We start from the raw sequence: 18,739 nt of genomic DNA, 5'->3' as shown, positions 1-18,739 counted from the left end.
TCCACGAACAGGGCACCGGCGCGCTCCCGACCGGAGGGTGGGCACCGTGCGGATGTACCCGGAGTCAGAATCAACGGGGCAGGTGCGCATGAGTCTGTCACTGCGCTTCGCCGCCGGATCGCACAAAGGCATGATCCGCGAGGGCAACGAGGACTCCGGTTACGCCGGTCCACGGCTGCTCGCGATCGCCGACGGCATGGGGGGCCAGGCCGCCGGCGAGGTGGCCTCCTCCGAGGTGATCTCCACCATCGTCGCGCTCGACGACGACGTGCCGGGTTCCGACATCCTGACCTCGCTGGGCACCGCCGTGCAGCGGGCCAACGACCAGCTCCGCATGATGGTCGAGGAGGACCCCCAGCTCGAAGGCATGGGGACCACCCTCACCGCCCTCCTGTGGACCGGGCAGCGGCTCGGCCTCGTACACGTCGGCGACTCGCGCGCGTACCTGCTGCGCGACGGCGTGCTCACGCAGATCACCCAGGACCACACGTGGGTACAGCGCCTCGTCGACGAGGGCCGCATCACCGAAGAGGAAGCCACCACGCACCCGCAGCGTTCGCTGCTGATGCGCGCGCTGGGCAGCGGCGACCACGTCGAACCCGACCTCTCCATCCGTGAGGTGCGGGCCGGCGACCGGTACCTGATCTGCTCCGACGGCCTGTCCGGCGTCGTCTCCCACCAGACGATGGAGGAGACGCTCGCCAGCTACCAGGGCCCGCAGGAGACGGTCCAGGACCTGATCCAGCTGGCGCTGCGCGGCGGCGGCCCCGACAACGTCACCGTGATCGTCGCGGACGTCCTCGACATCGACAGCGGCGACACCCTCGCCGGCCAGATGTCCGACGCCCCGGTCATCGTGGGCGCCGTCGCCGAGAACCAGCACCAGCTGCACGACGGCGGCGCCATGGAGACCCCCGCGGGCCGCGCCTCCAACCTGGGCCGCCCCGTACCCGGCCAGGCCGGGGGCGGCGGTGGCGGCGAGTTCGGCCCACCCGGCAGCGGCGACACCGACGGCTACGCACCCGAGGGGGGCTTCGGCGCGTACTCCGACGAAGACTTCGTCAAGCCGCGCCGCGGCCGCAGGTGGCTCAAGAGATCGGTCTACATCGTGCTCGCCCTCGCCGTCATCGGCGGCGGCCTCTACGGCGGGTACCGCTGGACGCAGACCCAGTACTTCGTCGGTTCGAACGACACGCACGTGGCGCTCTACCGCGGCATCAACCAGGATCTCGCCTGGGTGAGCCTGTCCAAGGTCGAGAAGGACCACCCGGAGATCGAGCTCAAGTACCTGCCTCCGTACCAGAAGAAGCAGGTCGACGCGACGATCGCCGAAGGCGACCTGGCAGCCGCCCAGGACAAGATCGACGAGCTGTCCGCCCAGGCCGGCGCCTGCAAGAAGCAGGCCGAGCGGCAGCAGGCCGACAACAAGAACAACGCGAAGACCGGCGAGGGCGAAGCCGGCGGCACCACCACAGGCGCCACCACCACTGGCGGCACCACCACAGGCGCCACCACCACTGGCGGCACCACTACCGGCGGCACCGCGACCAAGACGTCGTACCGCACCGAAACACCCACGCCCAACCCGTCGAACTCGCCGTCCGGCAAGACGAAGTCACCGTCCTCTCCCACGCCCACCCCTGGCCCCACTCTTTCCGAGGAAGAGCAGCAGCTGGCCAAGGCGTGCGCACAGCAGTAGAAGCCGTTGGGGGCCACAGCACGCCATGAGTAGTAGTTCCACGACCCATACGTCGACCATCGGCGCGATCGGCGCACCCAGCCGCCGCAACACCGAGCTGGCGCTCCTCGCGTTCGCCGTGGTCATCCCCGTCTTCGCCTACGCCAACGTGGGCCTCGCCATCGACGGCACGCTCCCCGCCGGCCTGCTCGGCTACGGCCTCGGCCTCGGCCTGCTCGCCGGCGTCGCCCACATCGTCGTACGCAAATTCGCGGCGTACGCGGACCCGCTGCTCCTGCCGCTGGCGACGCTCCTCAACGGCCTCGGCCTCGTCATGATCTGGCGGCTCGACCAGTCGGAGCGGCTCCAACGCCTCGGCAAACTGGCCTACGGAGCCTTCAGCCCCTCGGCGCCCAAGCAACTGATGTACTCCGCCATCGGCATCGCCCTGTTCGTCGGCGTACTGATGCTGCTCAAGGACCACCGCATCCTGCAGCGCTACACGTACATCTCGATGGTCGGCTCCATCATCCTGCTGCTGCTCCCGCTCGTCCCCGGCCTCGGCATGAACGTGTTCGGCGCCAAGATCTGGATCCACGTCGGCAGCTTCTCCATCCAGCCCGGCGAATTCGCCAAGATCGTCATCGCGATCTTCTTCGCCGGCTACCTGATGGTGAAGCGCGACGCACTCGCCCTCGCCAGCCGCCGCTTCATGGGCCTGTACCTCCCCCGAGGACGTGACCTCGGCCCGATCATCGTCGTCTGGGCGATGTCGATCCTCATCCTCGTCTTCGAAACCGACCTCGGAACATCGCTGCTGTTCTTCGGCATGTTCGTCGTCATGCTGTACGTCGCCACCGAGCGCACCAGCTGGATCGTCTTCGGCCTCCTGATGTCCGCCGTCGGCGCGGTCACCGTCGCCACCTTCGAACCACACGTCCAAGAGCGCGTCGACGCCTGGCTGAACCCGTTCTCCGACGCGGTCATCCAGTCCACCGGCTCCGACCAGATCGCCCAGTCCCTGATGGCGTTCGGCTCCGGCGGCGTCCTCGGCACCGGCCTCGGCCAGGGCAACTCCGACCTGATCGGCTTCGCCGCCAACTCCGACTTCGTCCTCGCCACCTACGGCGAGGAAATGGGCCTGGCCGGCGTCATGGCCATCCTGCTCATCTACGGACTGATCGTCGAGCGCGGCGTACGCACCGCCCTCGCCGCCCGCGACCCCTTCGGCAAGCTGCTCGCGGTCGGCCTCGCCGGCGCCTTCGCCATCCAGGTGTTCGTCGTCGCCGGCGGCGTCATGGGCCTCATCCCGCTGACCGGTATGACCATGCCGTTCCTCGCCTACGGCGGATCCTCCGTCATCGCGAACTGGGCACTCATCGGCATCCTCATCCGCATCAGCGACACCGCCCGCCGCCCGGCGCCCTCGCCCGCACCCAGCCCCGACGCCGAGATGACCCAGGTGGTCCGACCGTGAACAAGCCCCTGCGCCGCATCGCGATCTTCTGCGGTCTGCTCGTCCTCGCCCTGCTGATCCGCGACAACTGGATCCAGTACGTCCAGGCGGACGCCCTGCAGACCAACGACAAGAACCGCCGCGTCACCATCGAGCGCTACGCCCAGCCGCGCGGCGACATCATCGTCGACGGCAAGCCCGTCACCGGCTCCAAGGCGACCTCCGGCACCGACCTGAAGTACAAGCGGACCTGGAAGGACGGGCCCATGTGGTCGCCCGTCACCGGCTACGCCTCACAGATCGTCGGCGCCACCCAGATCGAGTCCATCGAGGACGGCATCCTCACCGGCAACGACGACCGGCTCTTCTTCCGCCGCACCCTCGACATGATCACCGGCAAGAAGAAGGAGGGCGGCAACGTCACCACCACCCTCAACGCCAAGGCCCAGAAGGCCGCCTACGACGGCCTGAAGACCCGCGGCAAGGGTGCCGTCGCCGCCATCGAACCCTCCACCGGCAAGATCCTCGCGCTGGCCTCCACGCCGTCGTACGACCCCTCGGTCTTCGCCGGCAACTCCACCAAGGACAGCAAGACGTTCGGCAAGCTCGACAAGGACAAGGACAAGCCGCTCCTGAACCGGGCGCTGCGCGAGACGTACCCGCCGGGCTCCACGTTCAAGCTGGTCACGGCCGCGGCCGCACTGGAGAGCGGTAAGTACGACCCGGACAAGGCGACCGAGACACCGCTGCCGTGGACGATGCCGGGCACCACGCAGCCGCTGCCGAACGAGGGCAACATCCCTTGTAAGAACGCGACGCTGCGGGTCGCCCTCAAGGTCTCCTGCAACACCGTCTTCGGCAAGATCGGCTCCGACCTCGGCAACGACGAGATGGTCAAGGAAGCCGAGAAGTTCGGCTTCAACGAGCAGCAGTTCGTCCCGGTCCGCTCCAACGCGTCGAACTTCGACGACGACATGAACCAGTCGCAGACGGCCCTGTCCTCCATCGGCCAGTACAACACCGCCGCCACGCCGCTCCAGATGGCCATGGTCGCCTCCGCGATCGCCAACGACGGCAAGCTCATGGAGCCGTACATGGTCGACGAGCTGAAGGCCCCGAACCTCGACACGATCGAGAAGACGGAGCCGAAGGAGATGAGCCGGCCGCTCTCCGAGGTGAACGCGCAGAAGCTCCAGTCGATGATGGAGACGGTCGTCAACGACCCCGGCGGCACCGGCGGCAACGCCAAGCTCAACATGTCGGGCGTCACCGTCGGCGGCAAGACCGGTACCGCCCAGCACGGCGTCGACAACAGCGAGAACCCGTACGCCTGGTTCGTCTCGTACGCGAAAACGAGCTCGGGCTCGCCGGTCGCCGTGGCCGTGGTGGTCGAGGACAGCGCGGCCAGCCGTCAGGACATCTCCGGTGGTGGCCTCGCCGCCCCCATCGCGAAGGACGTCATGAAAGCCGTCCTCGACACCAAGTAGGAGACACGGGCCACAAGGAACTTCACCCTCCCTTGTGAGCCCGGTCACCCATTCTTCACATAGACGCACGTGGCGATACCGGTCCTGTCACGGGTCACGGTGGTGGCCAGGTCATGTCGGGCAAGCCGGGTACGGTATGCCCGGACAGCACACCGCCCGACCCCGCACGGGACGGTCGGGACCGACGGAGAGGGCTGGTAGGTAACCATGGAAGAGCCGCGTCGCCTCGGCGGCCGGTACGAGCTGGGCCATGTGCTCGGCCGTGGTGGCATGGCCGAGGTCTACCTCGCGCATGACTCCCGGCTCGGCCGCACCGTGGCGGTGAAGACGCTGCGGGTGGACCTCGCACGCGACCCGTCGTTCCAGGCCCGGTTCCGCCGGGAGGCCCAGTCGGCCGCCTCGCTCAACCATCCCGCGATCGTGGCGGTGTACGACACAGGCGAGGACTACGTCGACCAGGTCTCCATCCCGTACATCGTGATGGAGTACGTCGACGGCTCCACACTCCGTGAACTCCTGCACAGCGGCCGCAAGCTGCTGCCGGAGCGCGCCATGGAGATGACCGTCGGCATCCTCCAGGCCCTGGAGTACTCGCACCGGGCGGGCATCGTCCACCGCGACATCAAACCGGCCAACGTCATGCTGACCCGCACCGGCCAGGTGAAGGTCATGGACTTCGGCATCGCCCGCGCCATGGGCGACTCCGGCATGACGATGACGCAGACCGCCGCGGTCATCGGCACCGCCCAGTACCTCTCCCCGGAGCAGGCCAAGGGCGAACAGGTCGACGCCCGCTCCGACCTGTACTCGACGGGCTGCCTCCTCTACGAGCTCCTCACCGTCCGGCCGCCGTTCGTCGGTGACTCCCCGGTCGCCGTCGCCTACCAGCACGTACGCGAGGAAGCACAGGCCCCGAGCGTCTTCGACGGCGAGATCACGCCCGAGATGGACGCGATCGTCCTCAAGGCCCTCACCAAGGACCCCGACTACCGCTACCAGTCGGCCGACGAGATGCGCGCCGACATCGAGGCCTGCCTAGACGGCCGTCCCGTCGCCGCCACCGCCGCCATGGGCGCGGTCGGCTACGGCAGCCAGTCCGGCGACTACGGGGACCAGCAGACGGCGATGCTGCACCCGCAGAACGGCGCGGCGCCCACCTCGATGCTGCCCCCGGTCAACCCGGACGACGGCGGCTACGGCTACGACGACCGCCCCACCCGCCGCAAACAGGGCAAGAACCGCACGTCGACGATCCTGCTCGTCCTCGCGGGCATCCTCGTCCTGGTCGGAGCGATCCTGATCGGGAAGTACGTCTCCAGCGACAGCAGTTCCAGCAACGACAAGATCGACGTGCCGACCCTGACGGGCGAGACGTTCGAGGGCGCCAAGCAGAAAGCCGAGAACGTCGACCTCAAGGTCGTCCGCGGCGACAGCATGGCGTGCGACGACCAGCCCGCCAAGCACGTCTGCGAGCAGGACCCGAAGGACGGCCAGCTCGCCAAGAACGACACGATCACCGTCCGCATGTCGACAGGGGCGCCGAAGGTCGCGATCCCGGACGTGAAGGGCCTCTCCTACGACGAGGCCGTGTCGACGCTGAGCAACAAGGGCTTCACCAACATCACCAAGAAGACCGAGGAGTCCGAACGCACCGCGGGCAAGGTCATCAAGCAGGACCCCGAAGGCGACACCAAGATCGCAAAGGGCACCGCGATCACCCTGACCGTCGCCAAGGAGAAGGCGACCTCTCAGGTCCCCGACGTCTCCAGCGGTAAGAACCTCACCTGCGACCAGGCCACCTCCCAGCTCGAGGCCAACGGCCTCAAGGCCAGCTGCACCGAGGAGGAGAACGCCGGAGTCGAAGCAGGCAAGGTCTTCTCCCAGAACCTCGCCGCGGGAACCACGGCCGACCCGGGATCCACGGTCCAGCTGAAGGTCGCGAAGGCAGCCGCACAAAAGCCCGTCCCGAGCGTCATGGGCCAGACCGTCAAGGACGCCAAGAAGATCCTGCAGGACGCCGGCTTCACCAACATCCAGATCGCCGGCGGCAGCAACGGGGACGACAACGCCCGGGTCATGCAGCAGGACCCGGCCGCCAACACCCCGTCCGACCCGGCCAACACCACCGTCACCCTGACCACGATCGGTGGCGGCGGCGGCGGCAACAACGGCGGTGGCGGCGGCGGCTTCATCGGAGGCAACGACGGCTGACCCGTCACCCCCAGCTCACAACGGAGCCCCGATCCCTGACCCAGGGATCGGGGCTCCGCCCTTTGCCGAACCCGGACCAGCCGTACATACGCCCTTCATCCGAGAACATCTTCGTATGTCCTGACTCGTTGACCGGATACGGCGGAACACCGACAGCGCTCCACCAGCGCTGCCACTCCGCCACTCCCACCGACCGAAGGGACCCACCCGGTGATCAACGAGACCGTCCTACTGGAATCGAAAACCCTCCGCGACAGCGTGCGCGACCACACGACCGTCCTCGACAAGGTCAAAACCCTGTCACTGCTCCCGGACGACACACACGTGACGACCGCCATGGTGGCGGTCTACTTCGAAGTCGCCGAGACAGTGATCAACAACCTGCTCAGCCGCCACAGGAAAGAACTCGAATCCAACGGCCTCCACGTACTGCGCGGCCCTGACCTGCAGAAATATCAGAACCTCACCGTGAGTTTCTCATCCGCCGACTATCCACAGCGGCGCTCCAGCCTCGCCCTCTGGTCCCGCCGAGCCGTCCTCAACGTCGCCATGCTCCTGCGCGAGAGCGACGTGGCCCGCCGAGTCCGCACCTACCTCCTGGACATGGAGTACCTGGCCCGCACCCAACCAGCCGACACCCCGGCCACCCCTGCCCCCGACGACCTCAACGTCGTCGACGCCCATCTCGATCAACGCATCGACCAACGCATCGCCCACACCCTCGGCAAAACCGTCGTCCCCATGTTCAACGCACTGATCGAGACATCGAGCGAACACCGCAGGGAACTGCTCGCCCTGCGCGCCGGAGTCCAGCACGTCGAACGCCGCCTCCGCCAGCACCACGCCCGGCTGCGCCGCCTCGAAGGCCCCCTGGACGAGCTGCCCCTCACCAAGGCCATGGCCGCCATGGACGCCATGAACGGCCGCCAGTTCGAACACCACATCGCCATGCTGCTGCGCCGCGACGGCTGCACCGACGTCGTCGTGCAAGGCGGCCCAGGAGACCGGGGCATCGACATCACCGCGCTCACCCCCGACGGACGACGCATCGCCGTCCAGTGCAAGAGGTTCGCCCCCTACCTCTCCATCCACAGCCCCCACGTCCAGAAGTTCATCGGGGCGTCGAAGGTCCTGCGGCCCTCGGAGGTCGCCCTCTACGTGGCCACATGCCCCTTCACCCCAGAGGCCCTGAACATCGCCGACGACGGAGGCGTCACCCCCGTTCACCGCGGACTGCTGGACGAGTGGAGCACGGGCGCACCGCTTCAGATCCTCGGCTGAGCACACCGGCCACGTGCCGAAAACCCTGCCAAATGACCGGCCCCGACAGGGCCGGTCAGCTCACTTCAGGTCCGGTCACTTCAGCGCCGGCCAGGTCACTTCAGTTCAGCCGGCGGCGTCCGATCGCTGTCGACCTTCTCGACCCGCTCCAGCTCGCCCCACACCACATACCGGTACCGCGACGTGTAGACCGGCGTGCACGTCGTCAGCGTGATGTAGTGCCCGGCCTTCTTCTTGCCCGACTCCTTGGGGATCTGCCCCAGCACATCCACGTTGTACTTCGAGGTCTCCGGAAGAATGTCGTAGACCTTGTAGACGTACCACTTGTCCTTGGACTCGTAGACGATCGCGTCGCCCTTTTTGATCTTGTCGATGTTGTGGAACTTGGCACCGTGCCCGTCCCGGTGCGCGGCCAGCGAGAAGTTCCCCTCCTTGCCGGTGGTCGGCAGCGACGCCTTCACGGGATCCGTGTAGTAGCCGGCGACACCGTCGTTGAGGATCTTGGACGTCGTGCCCTTCTCGACCAGAACCTCGCCCTTGCTCATCGACGGCACGTGCAGGAACCCGATGCCGTCCTTCGTATCCAGAGCACCAGGACCGGTGTCCTGCGACCAATGGTCACGCACCTTGTCCCCCTGCCGGTGCGCGGCACGGTCGGCCATCACATTCGTCCACCACAGCGAATAGACGACGAACAAGCCGAGCAACAAGCCGACGGTGATGAGCAGTTCACCGAAAACACTCACAGCTGTCGCGATACGCCCGCGCCGGGGCGGAGGCGAGGCGGCCTTCGTGTCCGCCTCTTCCTCGTGGTCGGTCGTCGCTCCCACTGCCTATTGCCCCGTCCCTGTGCTGATGTGCCCCATGCCGCTGCCGGCTCAGCCGACGAGCGCGTCCGGCTTGCCCTTGCTGCGCGGCCGCTCCTCGACCATCTTGCCCCAGACGATCATTCGATACGTACTGGTGAATTCGGGAGTGCAGGTCGTCAGCGTGATGTAGCGACCCGCCTTCGTGAACCCGGAACCCGCGGGGACCGGATTGATCACCGACGTGTTCGACGGAGGCGTCTGCGGCAGCGCGCTCGCCATCTTGTACACGTAGTACTTGTCCTGCGTCTCGACCACGATCGGATCGCCCGGCTGAAGACGGTTGATGTACCGGAACGGCTCGCCGTGCGTATTGCGATGCCCCGCGAGCGCGAAATTACCCGTCTTCGCGTCCGGCATCGCGGTAGGAATGCTGTCCTCGCCGTAATGCCCGACCATGCCCTTGTCGAGCACCTTCGTCTTGCTGATGCCCTCCGCGATGGGCACGACGACGTCCAGCTTCGGTATGTAGAGAATCGCGAAACCCTGCCCGGGCTCGAACGAGTCCGGCTTGCCCTTACCGCTCGCCCAGTCGTCCTCGAGGTGATGCCGGGCGCTGCCCGCGAGACTGTGAGCCCGCACGTTCGACCACCACAGCTGGTAGGTCACGAACAGCAGCATCAACACCCCGATGCTGATGAACACTTCACCGATCGCCCGGCTCGCCACGACCCCGGCGGTGGGCTTGGCCGCCCGCGCCGCCCGCCGCGCCTCGACGCGCGTCAGCGGCTTCCCGTCGTCCTCTGCGGTGGCCTCCTGAGGCTCTCCCGCACGCCGTCTGCCGCCACCACCCTTCTTGGCGGCCTTTCTACGCGCGGCCCGGCCACCGGTAACAACGGGCGCGGTAACGCCAGGCGCCCCGGACGCCGTCTCCGGCTCACGCTCCGACACGGACTCAGGACCGGGCTCGGATTCCACTATTCGCCGAGTGTCGGCAGTCCGCAGAGCGACGGTCTCGTCGTCCCGCACGGCATTGCGCACGGTCGACGTCACCGGCTCCTGCGGCGTGACGGGAACGCCGCCGTACCAATCCTGCGCATACCCCTCGGGGTCGTACCACTCCGGCTCCGGCTCCAGCCGCTCCGCCTCCGGCCCCGCCCCCGACTCCTCCTGCTGCGCACCCTCCGCCCGGAACCACGGCGACGGGTGCTGCCCCGGCAGAGGGTCGTTCAGCGGATCGTCGAGGCGCCCGACGGCCTCCTCGAACCCGCCGGCGCCGCCCTGCTCGGGGCGCAGCGCGGTCACGCCGAGGCCCTGCCTACGACCGGCGCGAGCCCGGCCGACCGGCCCACCGCCCCCTTGTCCCCACACTCGGCGAGCCAGTTCGCGAGCATCAGATGCCCGTGCTCGGTAAGGACGGACTCCGGATGGAACTGGACGCCCTCCACGGGCAGTTCACGATGGCGCAGCCCCATCACGATGCCGTCCTCGGTCCGCGCCGTCACCTCGAGCTCGTCCGGTACGGTGCCGGGCTCCGCGGCCAGCGAGTGGTAGCGCGTCGCGATGAACGGGTCCGGCAGGCCCGCGAAGACACCCCCGCCCTCATGCCGTACGAGCGACGTCTTGCCGTGCAGCAGCTCCGGCGCCCGGCCCACCACACCGCCGTACGCGACCTGCATCGACTGCATCCCGAGGCAGACGCCGAAGACGGGCACACCGGTCGCCGCACAGTGCCGCACCATCTCGATGCAGACACCGGCCTGCTCGGGAGCGCCGGGCCCCGGACTGAGCAGCACCCCGTCGAACCCGTCCTGCGCGTGCGCCGTGCTCACCTCGTCGTTGCGCAGCACCTCGCACTCGGCACCCAGCTGATACAGGTACTGGACGAGATTGAAGACGAAGCTGTCGTAGTTGTCGACCACGAGAATGCGCGTCTTCCGCGCCTCTCGGGTACTACGCGCTTCTGGAGTACTCCGCGCTTCTCGGATCTCACGCGTGCTCACTGGCCGTCCACCGTCACATCGTTGAAGGGCAGCAGCGGCTCGGCCCACGGGAAGACGTACTGGAAGAGGACGTAAACAACAGCGAGGGCCAGCACGATCGCGATCGCCGCCCTCAGCCACGCGTTCCCCGGCAGATGCCGCCAGATCCAGCCGTACATGCCGGTCGCTCCCCTTTGACAGTCCCGCAACACCATCACCGCACGGCCTCAGCCGTCGCCGTACGGCACCAGACTAACGGCGCAAGGCCTCCGGTTTCCCAGCCTCCACAGGCTGAGTGGCATCCAAATGCGCCCAGACGATCAGCCGGTGGCTGTGCCCCCACTCCGGCTCGCACGTGGTGAGGGTCAGATAACGGCCCGGCTCGTCGTACCCGGACTTGCGCGGCACGGAATCGATGACCGCGACATCACTGGGCAGCGTCCTGTACGGCTTCGTATCGATCCGGTACGTGAACCAGGTCGTTCCGTCGGTCAGCACCACGGCGTCCCCCGGCCCCAGCTTCGGAAAGTCCTTGAACGGGTCACCGTACGTACGCCGATGCCCGGCGACCGCGAAATTCCCCTTCTGCCCCAGCTGAGCGGTACCCGCGTAATGCCCGAGCCCCCTCTTCAAGGTCCCGACCTTCGTGTCCTCGAGCACGGGCTTGTTCCACGTGAAACCAAGCCGCGGGATGTACATCACAGCGAACGGCTTGCCGTCCTTGTACGCGACCGGGCTCGGCGGCGAAGACTCCGCAGGCGCTCCGGAAACGGGTGAGGGCGACGCGGTGGCGACCGGCCGCTTGGCCCACTGGTTCTGAAGGTCGTCGATCTGATGATCCATCGCGCTGTCGGCCTTCACACCCGTCCAGAACAGCACGTACACCACAAACAGCACGATCACGGCGCCCACGGTGATGCACAGCTCACTCAGCGACCTGACGACGACTCGCACCGACACCGACGGCCTCCCCCGGCTCGGGTGTTTCGGGTGTTACCGCATGCGTCACTGCACGCGTTACTGCACCGGCTTCGCGTAGTGGAGATCCACTGTGCCCGAGTACGCGGGAAGAGTCACCGTCCCGTCGTCCTCGACTTTCCAGCCGAGCCCGTAAGCATTGACGTAGAGCATGTAGTTCTGGATCTCCGGGGAGACCGCGACGGCCTGCTTCAGCTTCTCCGGGTCGCCGATCGCGGTGATCTCGTACGGAGGCGAGTAGACGCGCCCCTGCAGGATCAGGGTATTGCCCACGCAGCGCACGGCGGAGGTGGAGATGAGGCGCTGGTCCATGACCTTGATGCCCTTGGCGCCCCCGTGCCACAGGGCGTTCACCACGGCCTGGAGGTCCTGCTGGTGGATGACCAGGTCGTTCGGCTGGGGCTCGGGGTAGCCGGGCAGCTTGGCCGTGGCGTTCGGCGGGGCGTCGTCGAGCGTGACGGAGACGGCCTCACCCTTGAGCTTCTTCGTCCCGGAGGCCGTCTCCAGACCGTTCAGCTTCTCGTCCTCGGCCTTCGTGGATCCGTCGTCCCGCTCGGCCAGCGCCTCGACATCGTCACGCACCCCGCTGTTGGCCTCTTCCAGCCCCTTGTTCTTGTGACTGCGCTCCTGAATCAGATCGGAGAGCTTCAGGAGTGAGGCATCCGTACGGATATTGGTGCCCTTGGCCGTATTGAAGCTGGTGAAGAAGATGAGCCCGGCGAGGGCGAAAACGCCCACGGTGAGCAGCCGCACGGGCCGGAAGCGCCCACGGGCGGGCCCGCTGTCAGGCTCTTTGTCAGGGTCGGCAGAATTGCTCAACGTACCCTTATCTCCTTAGACGCCGCGGAAGCACTACGCTAACGGACGCCCGGGGGAGCGCTCGGATTCCTCCAAAGTTCCCCTTGTACGCTGCTCCGGAGCCAGCCAACGTCCCCTGCGCGGCCACGCAGCGCATCGACAGGAGAGACCCTCGTGCCGAAGTCACGTATCCGCAAGAAGGCCGACTACACGCCGCCGCCGGCGTCCAAGCAGGCAGCCAATATCAAGCTGACCAACCGCGGCTGGGTGGCCCCGGTGATGCTCGCGATGTTCCTCATCGGGCTCGCTTGGATCGTGGTCTTCTACGTGACCGACGGTTCGATGCCGATCGACGCCCTCGGTAACTGGAACATTGTCGTGGGCTTCGGCTTCATCGCCGCAGGCTTCGGCGTCTCCACGCAGTGGAAGTAGCCCACCCGGCGCTCCAGGCTCTACCCCAAGCCATCCACTGAGTTATCCACAAGTTATCCACATGGGGAAAACATCGGACGATCTGTGGATAACCCAACGAGTGTTGACGCCGGTGTGACCGGCCAAGTGACCCTCGACCATCTGTTCGCCCCTTGTCCTTGCTGGGAAAACCCAGCTCAGAGACAAGGGGCACAGTTGTTCCCCACCGCATGCACAAGATCCGGCACCCGCTGTGGACAACGTCGGTCACCATGGGTGGGCGACCGGGCTCAAGTGAGCTCCGCGGTCCTGACCACGACGGTGACGAGCACGGCTACCATGACCAGCGCACAGGCTCCGTACTGCACCAACGCGCGGCGCTCGCTCGGGGCATGCACCATCGCGTACCCGACGATGAGCCCGCCGACGAGGCCACCGATGTGGGCCTGCCAGGCGATGTTGGCCCAGCTGAATGTGAAGATCAGGTTGATCACGAGCAGGGCGATGACCGGCCGCAGGTCGTAGTTGAGCCGCCGCATCAGGATGGCTGTCGCACCGAAGAGCCCGAAGATCGCGCCGGAGGCGCCGAGCGAGGGCTGGGCCGCGTCGGCGAGCAGATAGCTGAGGGCGCTGCCGGCGAGTCCGGAGACGATGTACAGGGAGAGGTAGCGGGCGCGGCCGAGCGCGGCCTCCAGCGGACCTCCGATCCACCACAGGCTCAGCATGTTGAACGCGATGTGGATGAAGCTGCCGTGCAGGAACATCGCGGTCAGCATCCGGTACCACTGGCCCTCGGCGACGCCCTGAGGATCGCTCAGCCCGGGCATCAGGGCCCGGCCGATCATCTCGAACCGGTAGGTGAACGGGTTCCCTACCGACAGCTGCACCAGAAACGCTGCGAGGCAGACCCCGATGAGGATCTTGGTGATCAGTCGCGGATCGGCGGTGACGGCGCCGCCCGCCATGGTCCGGGGCTGGGTGGCGCTCGGCGCATGCCCGGTGCCCGACCCGCCGCGCACACATTCCGGGCAGTGGAATCCGACCGAGGCGCTGACCATGCACTCCGGGCAGATGGGCCGCTCGCACCGGGTGCAGCGGATGCCGGTCTGCCGGTCCGGATGCCGGAAGCAGCCGGGGAGGTCCTGGGCGTCCTGCGGTTCTTGCGGGCTGCCGGGCGCCTGGTCCATGACGGTCGTCCCCTCGGATGAAGCGTTCTCGTACGGGGCGCCGGCGCCGTGCGGGCAACGTGGCGCCCCGCTCCCCGCCAGCCCCTCACCCCTCCTTACGGACGAGCGGGGCGAATTGGTTCCCTCTCGGGGCCCGACGGGACGCGATGGGACGTGTCAGCGAGTTTCCACGACGACCGATTCGATGATCACGTCGTTGACCGGGCGGTCGGTGCGCGGGTTCGTCTGCGTGGTCGCGATGGCGTCGACGACCTTCTGGCCGGCCTCGTCGACGACTTCGCCGAAGATCGTGTGCTTGCGGGTCAGCCAGTTCGTCGACGAGACGGTGATGAAGAACTGCGATCCGTTCGTCCCCGGGCCCGCGTTGGCCATGGCCAGCAGGTACGGCTTGGTGAAGGCCAGGTCGGGGTGGAACTCGTCCTCGAACTGGTAGCCGGGCCCGCCCGTTCCGTTGCCCAGCGGGTCGCCGGCCTGGATCATGAAGCCGCTGATCACGCGGTGGAAGATCGTGCCGTCGTAGAGCGGGGCCTTGGACTTCTCGCCGGTCTCCGGGTTGGTCCATTCACGCTCGCCCTTGGCGAGCTCCACGAAGTTCTTGACCGTCTTGGGCGCGTGGTTCGGCAGGAGCCTGACCTCGATATCGCCCTGGTTGGTCTTGAGGGTGGCGTACAGCTGCTCGGCCACGATCCGCCTTCCGTTGTCTTCTGTGCCCTGCCGATCCTCGCACGGCTCAGGTGGGCGTCAGAGGTTTCAGTCACCCAAAACCGGTCTACTCGTAACCGGAGAGGCGCGCCCCGCCACGATCCGTGGCATTGTCGTCGCCAGGCCTCTTACCGCTCTTTACCTAGTCCTAATAAGCCTTACCACCGCATTGACGCTTCTGGCAGGCATGATCCGCGAAAGGGTGGAAAGGTGAAATACCTGTACGCCACCGAGGAGGAGGATCCCGTGACCCGCATCGACAGCATGCGCGCCGCGACCGGCTCGGCGAAGGACAGCGTGCTGCACGCCGCGGACGTGGTGGCGCCCTACGCCGAGACGGCCAAGGACCGTGCGACGCAGTACGCGCACGAAGCGCGCGTCGTGCTCGGCCCCAAGGTCTCGCAGGCCGCCCAGCAGGCGCGCGCCCAGTACGGCGCCCACCTGGCTCCGCGTCTTGAGCAGGCACGCACTCATGTCCCGCCGAAGGTCGACCATGCCGCGCAGGAAGCGGCGACGCGCACTCGTCAGGCTGCCCGGCAGGCTGCCGAGTACTCGAAGCCGCGCATCGAGCACGCCGTGGCGGCTGCCCAGCCGGTGCGCGAGGAGGCGACGGCCCGCAGCGTCGCCGCTCTTGCCGCATTGCGCGGGCAGGTCTCCCCGAAGGAGATCCAGAAGCTCGTCCGCAAGCACGAGCGCCGGGCCCGCGCCGGTCGCCTCGCCAAGGGCCTGGCAGTGCTCGGCATCGTGGCGGGTGGCGCGTTCGTCGCGTGGAAGTGGTGGGACAAGCAGGCCAATCCGGACTGGCTGGTCGAACCCCCGGCTGCCACCGAGGTCCCGGTCACCGCACCGCTGACCTCCGTCGACGGCGGCCAGGACGTCCTCGACCCGGAGGTCCAGGCCAAGCAGGCCGAGGCGGAGGCGGACCCGGAGGAGCACCGCTGACCGCTGCGTGTCCTCACGTACGACGAAGCCCCTCCGGCCAGGGAAGACCTGGTCGGAGGGGCTTTGTGCTGCTTCGGTGTGGAGCCTAGGAGATTCGAACTCCTGACATCTGCCTTGCAAAGGCAGCGCTCTACCAACTGAGCTAAGGCCCCGAAAAGGGTGCGTGCCACCTGAGGAATCACGCCTCGGGCGAGCACCGCAGACAAGAGTACCGGGTCACCCCCCGGATCTCGCAAAAGGATTGGGGGTCCCGGCAAGCGACCACTCTCCGTAAGATGCCCCCACGTGCTTCACGGCAGCGAAGCAGCGTATTTGGGGAAGCGATGGGGAGACGCAATGGACGCCGCACAGCAGGAAGCTACCGCAAGAGCCCGGGAGCTCCAGCGGAGCTGGTACGGAGAGCCGCTGGGGGCGCTCTTCCGTCGGCTGATCGAGGATCTCGGCCTGAACCAGGCCCGCTTGGCGGGTGTGCTTGGGCTGTCCGCGCCCATGTTGTCCCAGCTGATGAGTGGTCAGCGAGCCAAGATCGGCAACCCCGCGGTGGTGCAGCGCGTGCAGCTTCTGCAGGATCTCGCGGGTCAGGTGTCCGACGGCAGTGTCAGTGCGGCCGAGGCCACCGAGCGGATGGATGAGATCAAGAAGTCGCAGGGCGGTTCGGTACTCACCAACACCGGTCAGACCGCGTCCGGTTCCGGCGCACCGACCGTGAAGCGTGTGGTGCGTGAGATCCAGTCGCTGCTGCGCTCGGTCTCTGCGGCCGGCGACATCATCGACGCCGCGGACTCTCTCGCCCCCACCCACCCGGAACTGGCAGAGTTCCTCCGGGTGTACGGCGCGGGGCGCACCTCCGACGCGGTCGCCCACTACCAGGCGCACCAGAGCTGACCCTGTCCGGGCGCAGTACTGGATCCGGCCTCGTGACCGCCACTGTCGGCGGTGGTCGCGGGGCGGGCCGGACATTCTTGCGCGATGTCCGTGGGGGCCTTCCGTATCGCGGGCCCGGGAGGGGAGCGACGCACGACCATGGGTGAGGTCTTCGCCGGCCGGTACGAACTGGCCGACCCGATCGGCCGCGGGGGAGTGGGCGCGGTATGGCGGGCCTGGGACCACCGGCGCCGCCGCTATGTGGCGGCCAAGGTCCTGCAGCAGAGCGATGCCCACACGCTGCTGCGCTTCGTGCGCGAACAGGCTGTGCGTATCGACCATCCGCACGTGCTGGCCCCGGCGAGTTGGGCCGCGGACGACGACAAGGTCCTGTTCACCATGGATCTGGTGGCAGGTGGCTCGCTGGCCCATCTGATCGGCGACTACGGTCCTCTGCCTCCGCCGTTCGTCTGTGTGCTGCTCGATCAGCTCCTCTCCGGGCTTGCCGCCGTGCATGCCGAGGGAGTGGTGCATCGGGACATCAAGCCTGCCAACGTCCTTCTTGAGGCCACTGGTACCGGTCTGCCGCATCTTCGTGTCTCCGATTTCGGCATCGCGATGCGCAAGGGCGAGCCGCGCCTCACGGAGACCAACTATGTGGTGGGCACGCCCGGTTACTTCGCGCCCGAGCAGGCGATGGGTGCCGAACCGGATTTCCCCGCGGATCTCTTCGCCGCGGGTCTCGTCGCGCTCTATCTCCTCGAGGGCGCCAAGCCTGATGCCAAGGTGCTGATCGAGCACTTCGCGGAACACGGCACGCCGGGTGCCCCGGTGGGCGTGCCCGGCCCGCTGTGGAGCGTTCTCGCGGGGCTGCTGCAGCCGGATCCCGAAGCCCGCTTCCGTACGGCGACCGGGGCGCGCAAGGCCCTTCTCGCGGCCGCGGAGCTGCTGCCGGAGCCGGGCCCCGACGACGAGCTGATCGAGGTCTTCGATCAACTCGGGCCGCTGCCTCCGGGGTTCGACTTGAGCGGCCCGGCCGTCCGGGGCCGCAGAGCCCGTCCGCTGCATGCCACCGCGACGACACCGGTCATGCCCGTGCCCGCCCACGATCACGCGCACGATCAAGGTCCCGATCAAGGTCCCGATCACGGCGTCGGGTCGCCGCCGTTCACGGAGAGGTCCACGGAGAGGTCCACGGAGTCTGCTCCTGGTTCCTCCGCCGGGTCGGCTGCGGAACCGTCCATCGCGTCGGCCATGGAACCGGACGTGGAGCCGTTCATGGGGTCGGTCGTAGATCCGTCCACCGGGTCGGCCTTGGAGCCACCCGCAGAGCCGCCCTTGGAGCCACCCGCAGAGCCGCCCTCGGAGCCGTCCCTCACCTCGATGTCGGAGACGGGTAGCTTCCACCTCCCACCTCCGGCTCCGAACCCGAACTCGAACCCGTCCCCAGCCCCGACTCCTGTCAGTGACGGGCTGCCGCCCCCGCCATCGGTGCCCCCGATGCCATCGGCCGACCCCTCCACCGCAGTTCCGCTGCCCGAGCCGCCGCGGCATCGGCCACCGGCCGCGGAGCCACCTCCTGATCTGGTGCTCGAACTGCGGCCCAGCCCTCATCTCCCGGTTCCTCATGTCCTCTCCCCATCCCCTCACCCGGCCCGAGCGGTGACCACCGTGGTCACGCATGAACAAGACCGTCACTCTCTGTACACCGCTCGCGGCCGAGAGGTTCCACATCGGGGCCGAAAAGTCTCCCGACGCCGCCCAGGACCGCCCCCGAAGGTGACGGTCCCGGTCCTGTTCATCGCCGTGCTCTGCTTCGCCGTGGGCATCTGGGCCCTGACACAGGTCTGATTTAGGCAGGACTCAGACCCGACCCGACCCGGCTCAGGCAGGACTCAGACCTGAACAGCCCGAGCTATTGGGTCCGGCCCGGTCGTCAGGACGCCCAGGAACCAA

17 protein-coding genes and 1 tRNA gene are annotated in these 18,739 nt (G+C 67.5%); 9 read left to right on the top strand and 9 right to left on the bottom strand.

Annotation, left to right across the window (positions count from 1 at the left end):
• Positions 1 to 88: 88 nt before the first annotated feature.
• The 5 genes from ACIREE_RS19110 to ACIREE_RS19090 all read left to right on the top strand — a co-directional run bounded on the left by ACIREE_RS19110 (position 89) and on the right by ACIREE_RS19090 (position 8,113).
• A complete protein-coding gene (locus ACIREE_RS19110; RefSeq protein ID WP_404152996.1) occupies positions 89 to 1,699 on the top strand; it encodes a Stp1/IreP family PP2C-type Ser/Thr phosphatase in 1,611 nt (536 codons plus the stop codon).
• 25 nt (positions 1,700 to 1,724) lie between these two features.
• Positions 1,725 to 3,155 carry an FtsW/RodA/SpoVE family cell cycle protein gene (locus ACIREE_RS19105; protein ID WP_404152993.1) on the top strand — a complete coding sequence of 477 codons (1,431 nt, stop codon included), beginning with the start codon at positions 1,725 to 1,727 and terminating at the stop codon, positions 3,153 to 3,155.
• A complete protein-coding gene (locus tag ACIREE_RS19100; protein WP_404152991.1) occupies positions 3,152 to 4,621 on the top strand; it encodes a peptidoglycan D,D-transpeptidase FtsI family protein in 1,470 nt (489 codons plus the stop codon). Before ACIREE_RS19105 ends, ACIREE_RS19100 begins: the two co-directional genes overlap by 4 nt.
• 207 nt (positions 4,622 to 4,828) lie before the next feature.
• A complete protein-coding gene (gene pknB / locus ACIREE_RS19095) occupies positions 4,829 to 6,832 on the top strand; it encodes a Stk1 family PASTA domain-containing Ser/Thr kinase (protein WP_404152989.1) in 2,004 nt (667 codons plus the stop codon).
• Positions 6,833 to 7,042: 210 nt separating this feature from the next.
• Complete coding sequence (locus ACIREE_RS19090) at positions 7,043 to 8,113, top strand: restriction endonuclease (RefSeq protein WP_404152986.1); 1,071 nt, start codon at positions 7,043 to 7,045, stop codon at positions 8,111 to 8,113.
• Positions 8,114 to 8,208: 95 nt separating this feature from the next.
• Here ACIREE_RS19090 and ACIREE_RS19085 read toward each other — a convergent pair whose 3' ends face one another.
• From ACIREE_RS19085 to ACIREE_RS19060, 6 genes are all read right to left on the bottom strand, one after another.
• Positions 8,209 to 8,943, bottom strand: a complete 735-nt coding sequence (locus ACIREE_RS19085; RefSeq protein ID WP_404152983.1) for a class E sortase — start codon at positions 8,941 to 8,943, stop codon at positions 8,209 to 8,211.
• Between the two features lie 48 nt (positions 8,944 to 8,991).
• Positions 8,992 to 10,224, bottom strand: a complete 1,233-nt coding sequence (locus ACIREE_RS19080) for a class E sortase (protein ID WP_404152980.1) — start codon at positions 10,222 to 10,224, stop codon at positions 8,992 to 8,994.
• Positions 10,221 to 10,847 carry an aminodeoxychorismate/anthranilate synthase component II gene (locus ACIREE_RS19075; protein ID WP_404153344.1) on the bottom strand — a complete coding sequence of 209 codons (627 nt, stop codon included), beginning with the start codon at positions 10,845 to 10,847 and terminating at the stop codon, positions 10,221 to 10,223. Before ACIREE_RS19075 ends, ACIREE_RS19080 begins: the two co-directional genes overlap by 4 nt.
• Positions 10,848 to 10,918: 71 nt before the next feature.
• Complete coding sequence (locus ACIREE_RS19070; protein ID WP_404152977.1) at positions 10,919 to 11,080, bottom strand: hypothetical protein; 162 nt, start codon at positions 11,078 to 11,080, stop codon at positions 10,919 to 10,921.
• A 73-nt stretch (positions 11,081 to 11,153) separates the two neighbouring features.
• A complete protein-coding gene (locus ACIREE_RS19065) occupies positions 11,154 to 11,855 on the bottom strand; it encodes a class E sortase (protein ID WP_404153341.1) in 702 nt (233 codons plus the stop codon).
• A gap of 63 nt (positions 11,856 to 11,918) precedes the next feature.
• The gene (locus tag ACIREE_RS19060; protein WP_404152974.1) at positions 11,919 to 12,698 is read right to left on the bottom strand and encodes a DUF881 domain-containing protein; all 780 of its coding nucleotides are present in this window, start codon (positions 12,696 to 12,698) and stop codon (positions 11,919 to 11,921) included.
• A gap of 153 nt (positions 12,699 to 12,851) precedes the next feature.
• On the opposite strand from ACIREE_RS19060, the gene crgA reads away from it, so the two are divergent.
• Positions 12,852 to 13,109, top strand: a complete 258-nt coding sequence (gene crgA, locus ACIREE_RS19055) for a cell division protein CrgA (RefSeq protein WP_324774600.1) — start codon at positions 12,852 to 12,854, stop codon at positions 13,107 to 13,109.
• A 269-nt stretch (positions 13,110 to 13,378) separates the two neighbouring features.
• On the opposite strand, the gene ACIREE_RS19050 is transcribed toward crgA, so the two are convergent.
• Both ACIREE_RS19050 and ACIREE_RS19045 read right to left on the bottom strand, forming a co-directional pair.
• A complete protein-coding gene (locus ACIREE_RS19050) occupies positions 13,379 to 14,275 on the bottom strand; it encodes a rhomboid family intramembrane serine protease (protein ID WP_404152971.1) in 897 nt (298 codons plus the stop codon).
• A 156-nt stretch (positions 14,276 to 14,431) separates the two neighbouring features.
• Complete coding sequence (locus tag ACIREE_RS19045) at positions 14,432 to 14,959, bottom strand: peptidylprolyl isomerase (RefSeq protein WP_404152969.1); 528 nt, start codon at positions 14,957 to 14,959, stop codon at positions 14,432 to 14,434.
• 264 nt (positions 14,960 to 15,223) lie between these two features.
• Here ACIREE_RS19045 and ACIREE_RS19040 point away from each other — a divergent pair, with 264 nt between their 5' ends.
• On the top strand, positions 15,224 to 15,919 hold the full coding sequence (locus ACIREE_RS19040; protein ID WP_404153338.1) for a DUF5324 family protein: 696 nt from the start codon (positions 15,224 to 15,226) through the stop codon (positions 15,917 to 15,919).
• 79 nt (positions 15,920 to 15,998) lie between these two features.
• Here the strand turns inward: ACIREE_RS19040 and ACIREE_RS19035 are convergent.
• A tRNA-Ala gene (locus tag ACIREE_RS19035) sits at positions 15,999 to 16,071 on the bottom strand.
• A 184-nt stretch (positions 16,072 to 16,255) separates the two neighbouring features.
• On the opposite strand from ACIREE_RS19035, the gene ACIREE_RS19030 reads away from it, so the two are divergent.
• Both ACIREE_RS19030 and ACIREE_RS19025 read left to right on the top strand, forming a co-directional pair.
• On the top strand, positions 16,256 to 16,804 hold the full coding sequence (locus ACIREE_RS19030) for a DNA-binding protein (protein WP_404152966.1): 549 nt from the start codon (positions 16,256 to 16,258) through the stop codon (positions 16,802 to 16,804).
• A gap of 138 nt (positions 16,805 to 16,942) precedes the next feature.
• A complete protein-coding gene (locus ACIREE_RS19025) occupies positions 16,943 to 18,634 on the top strand; it encodes a protein kinase (protein ID WP_404153336.1) in 1,692 nt (563 codons plus the stop codon).
• Positions 18,635 to 18,739: the final 105 nt, after the last annotated feature.

Origin of the sequence: Streptomyces sp. NPDC102467 (genome assembly GCF_044765445.1) — a bacterium.
Lineage (GTDB): Bacteria > Actinomycetota > Actinomycetes > Streptomycetales > Streptomycetaceae > Streptomyces.
Note: the sequence above shows the minus strand (reverse complement) of the source record. Positions and strands in the feature narration are given on the sequence as shown.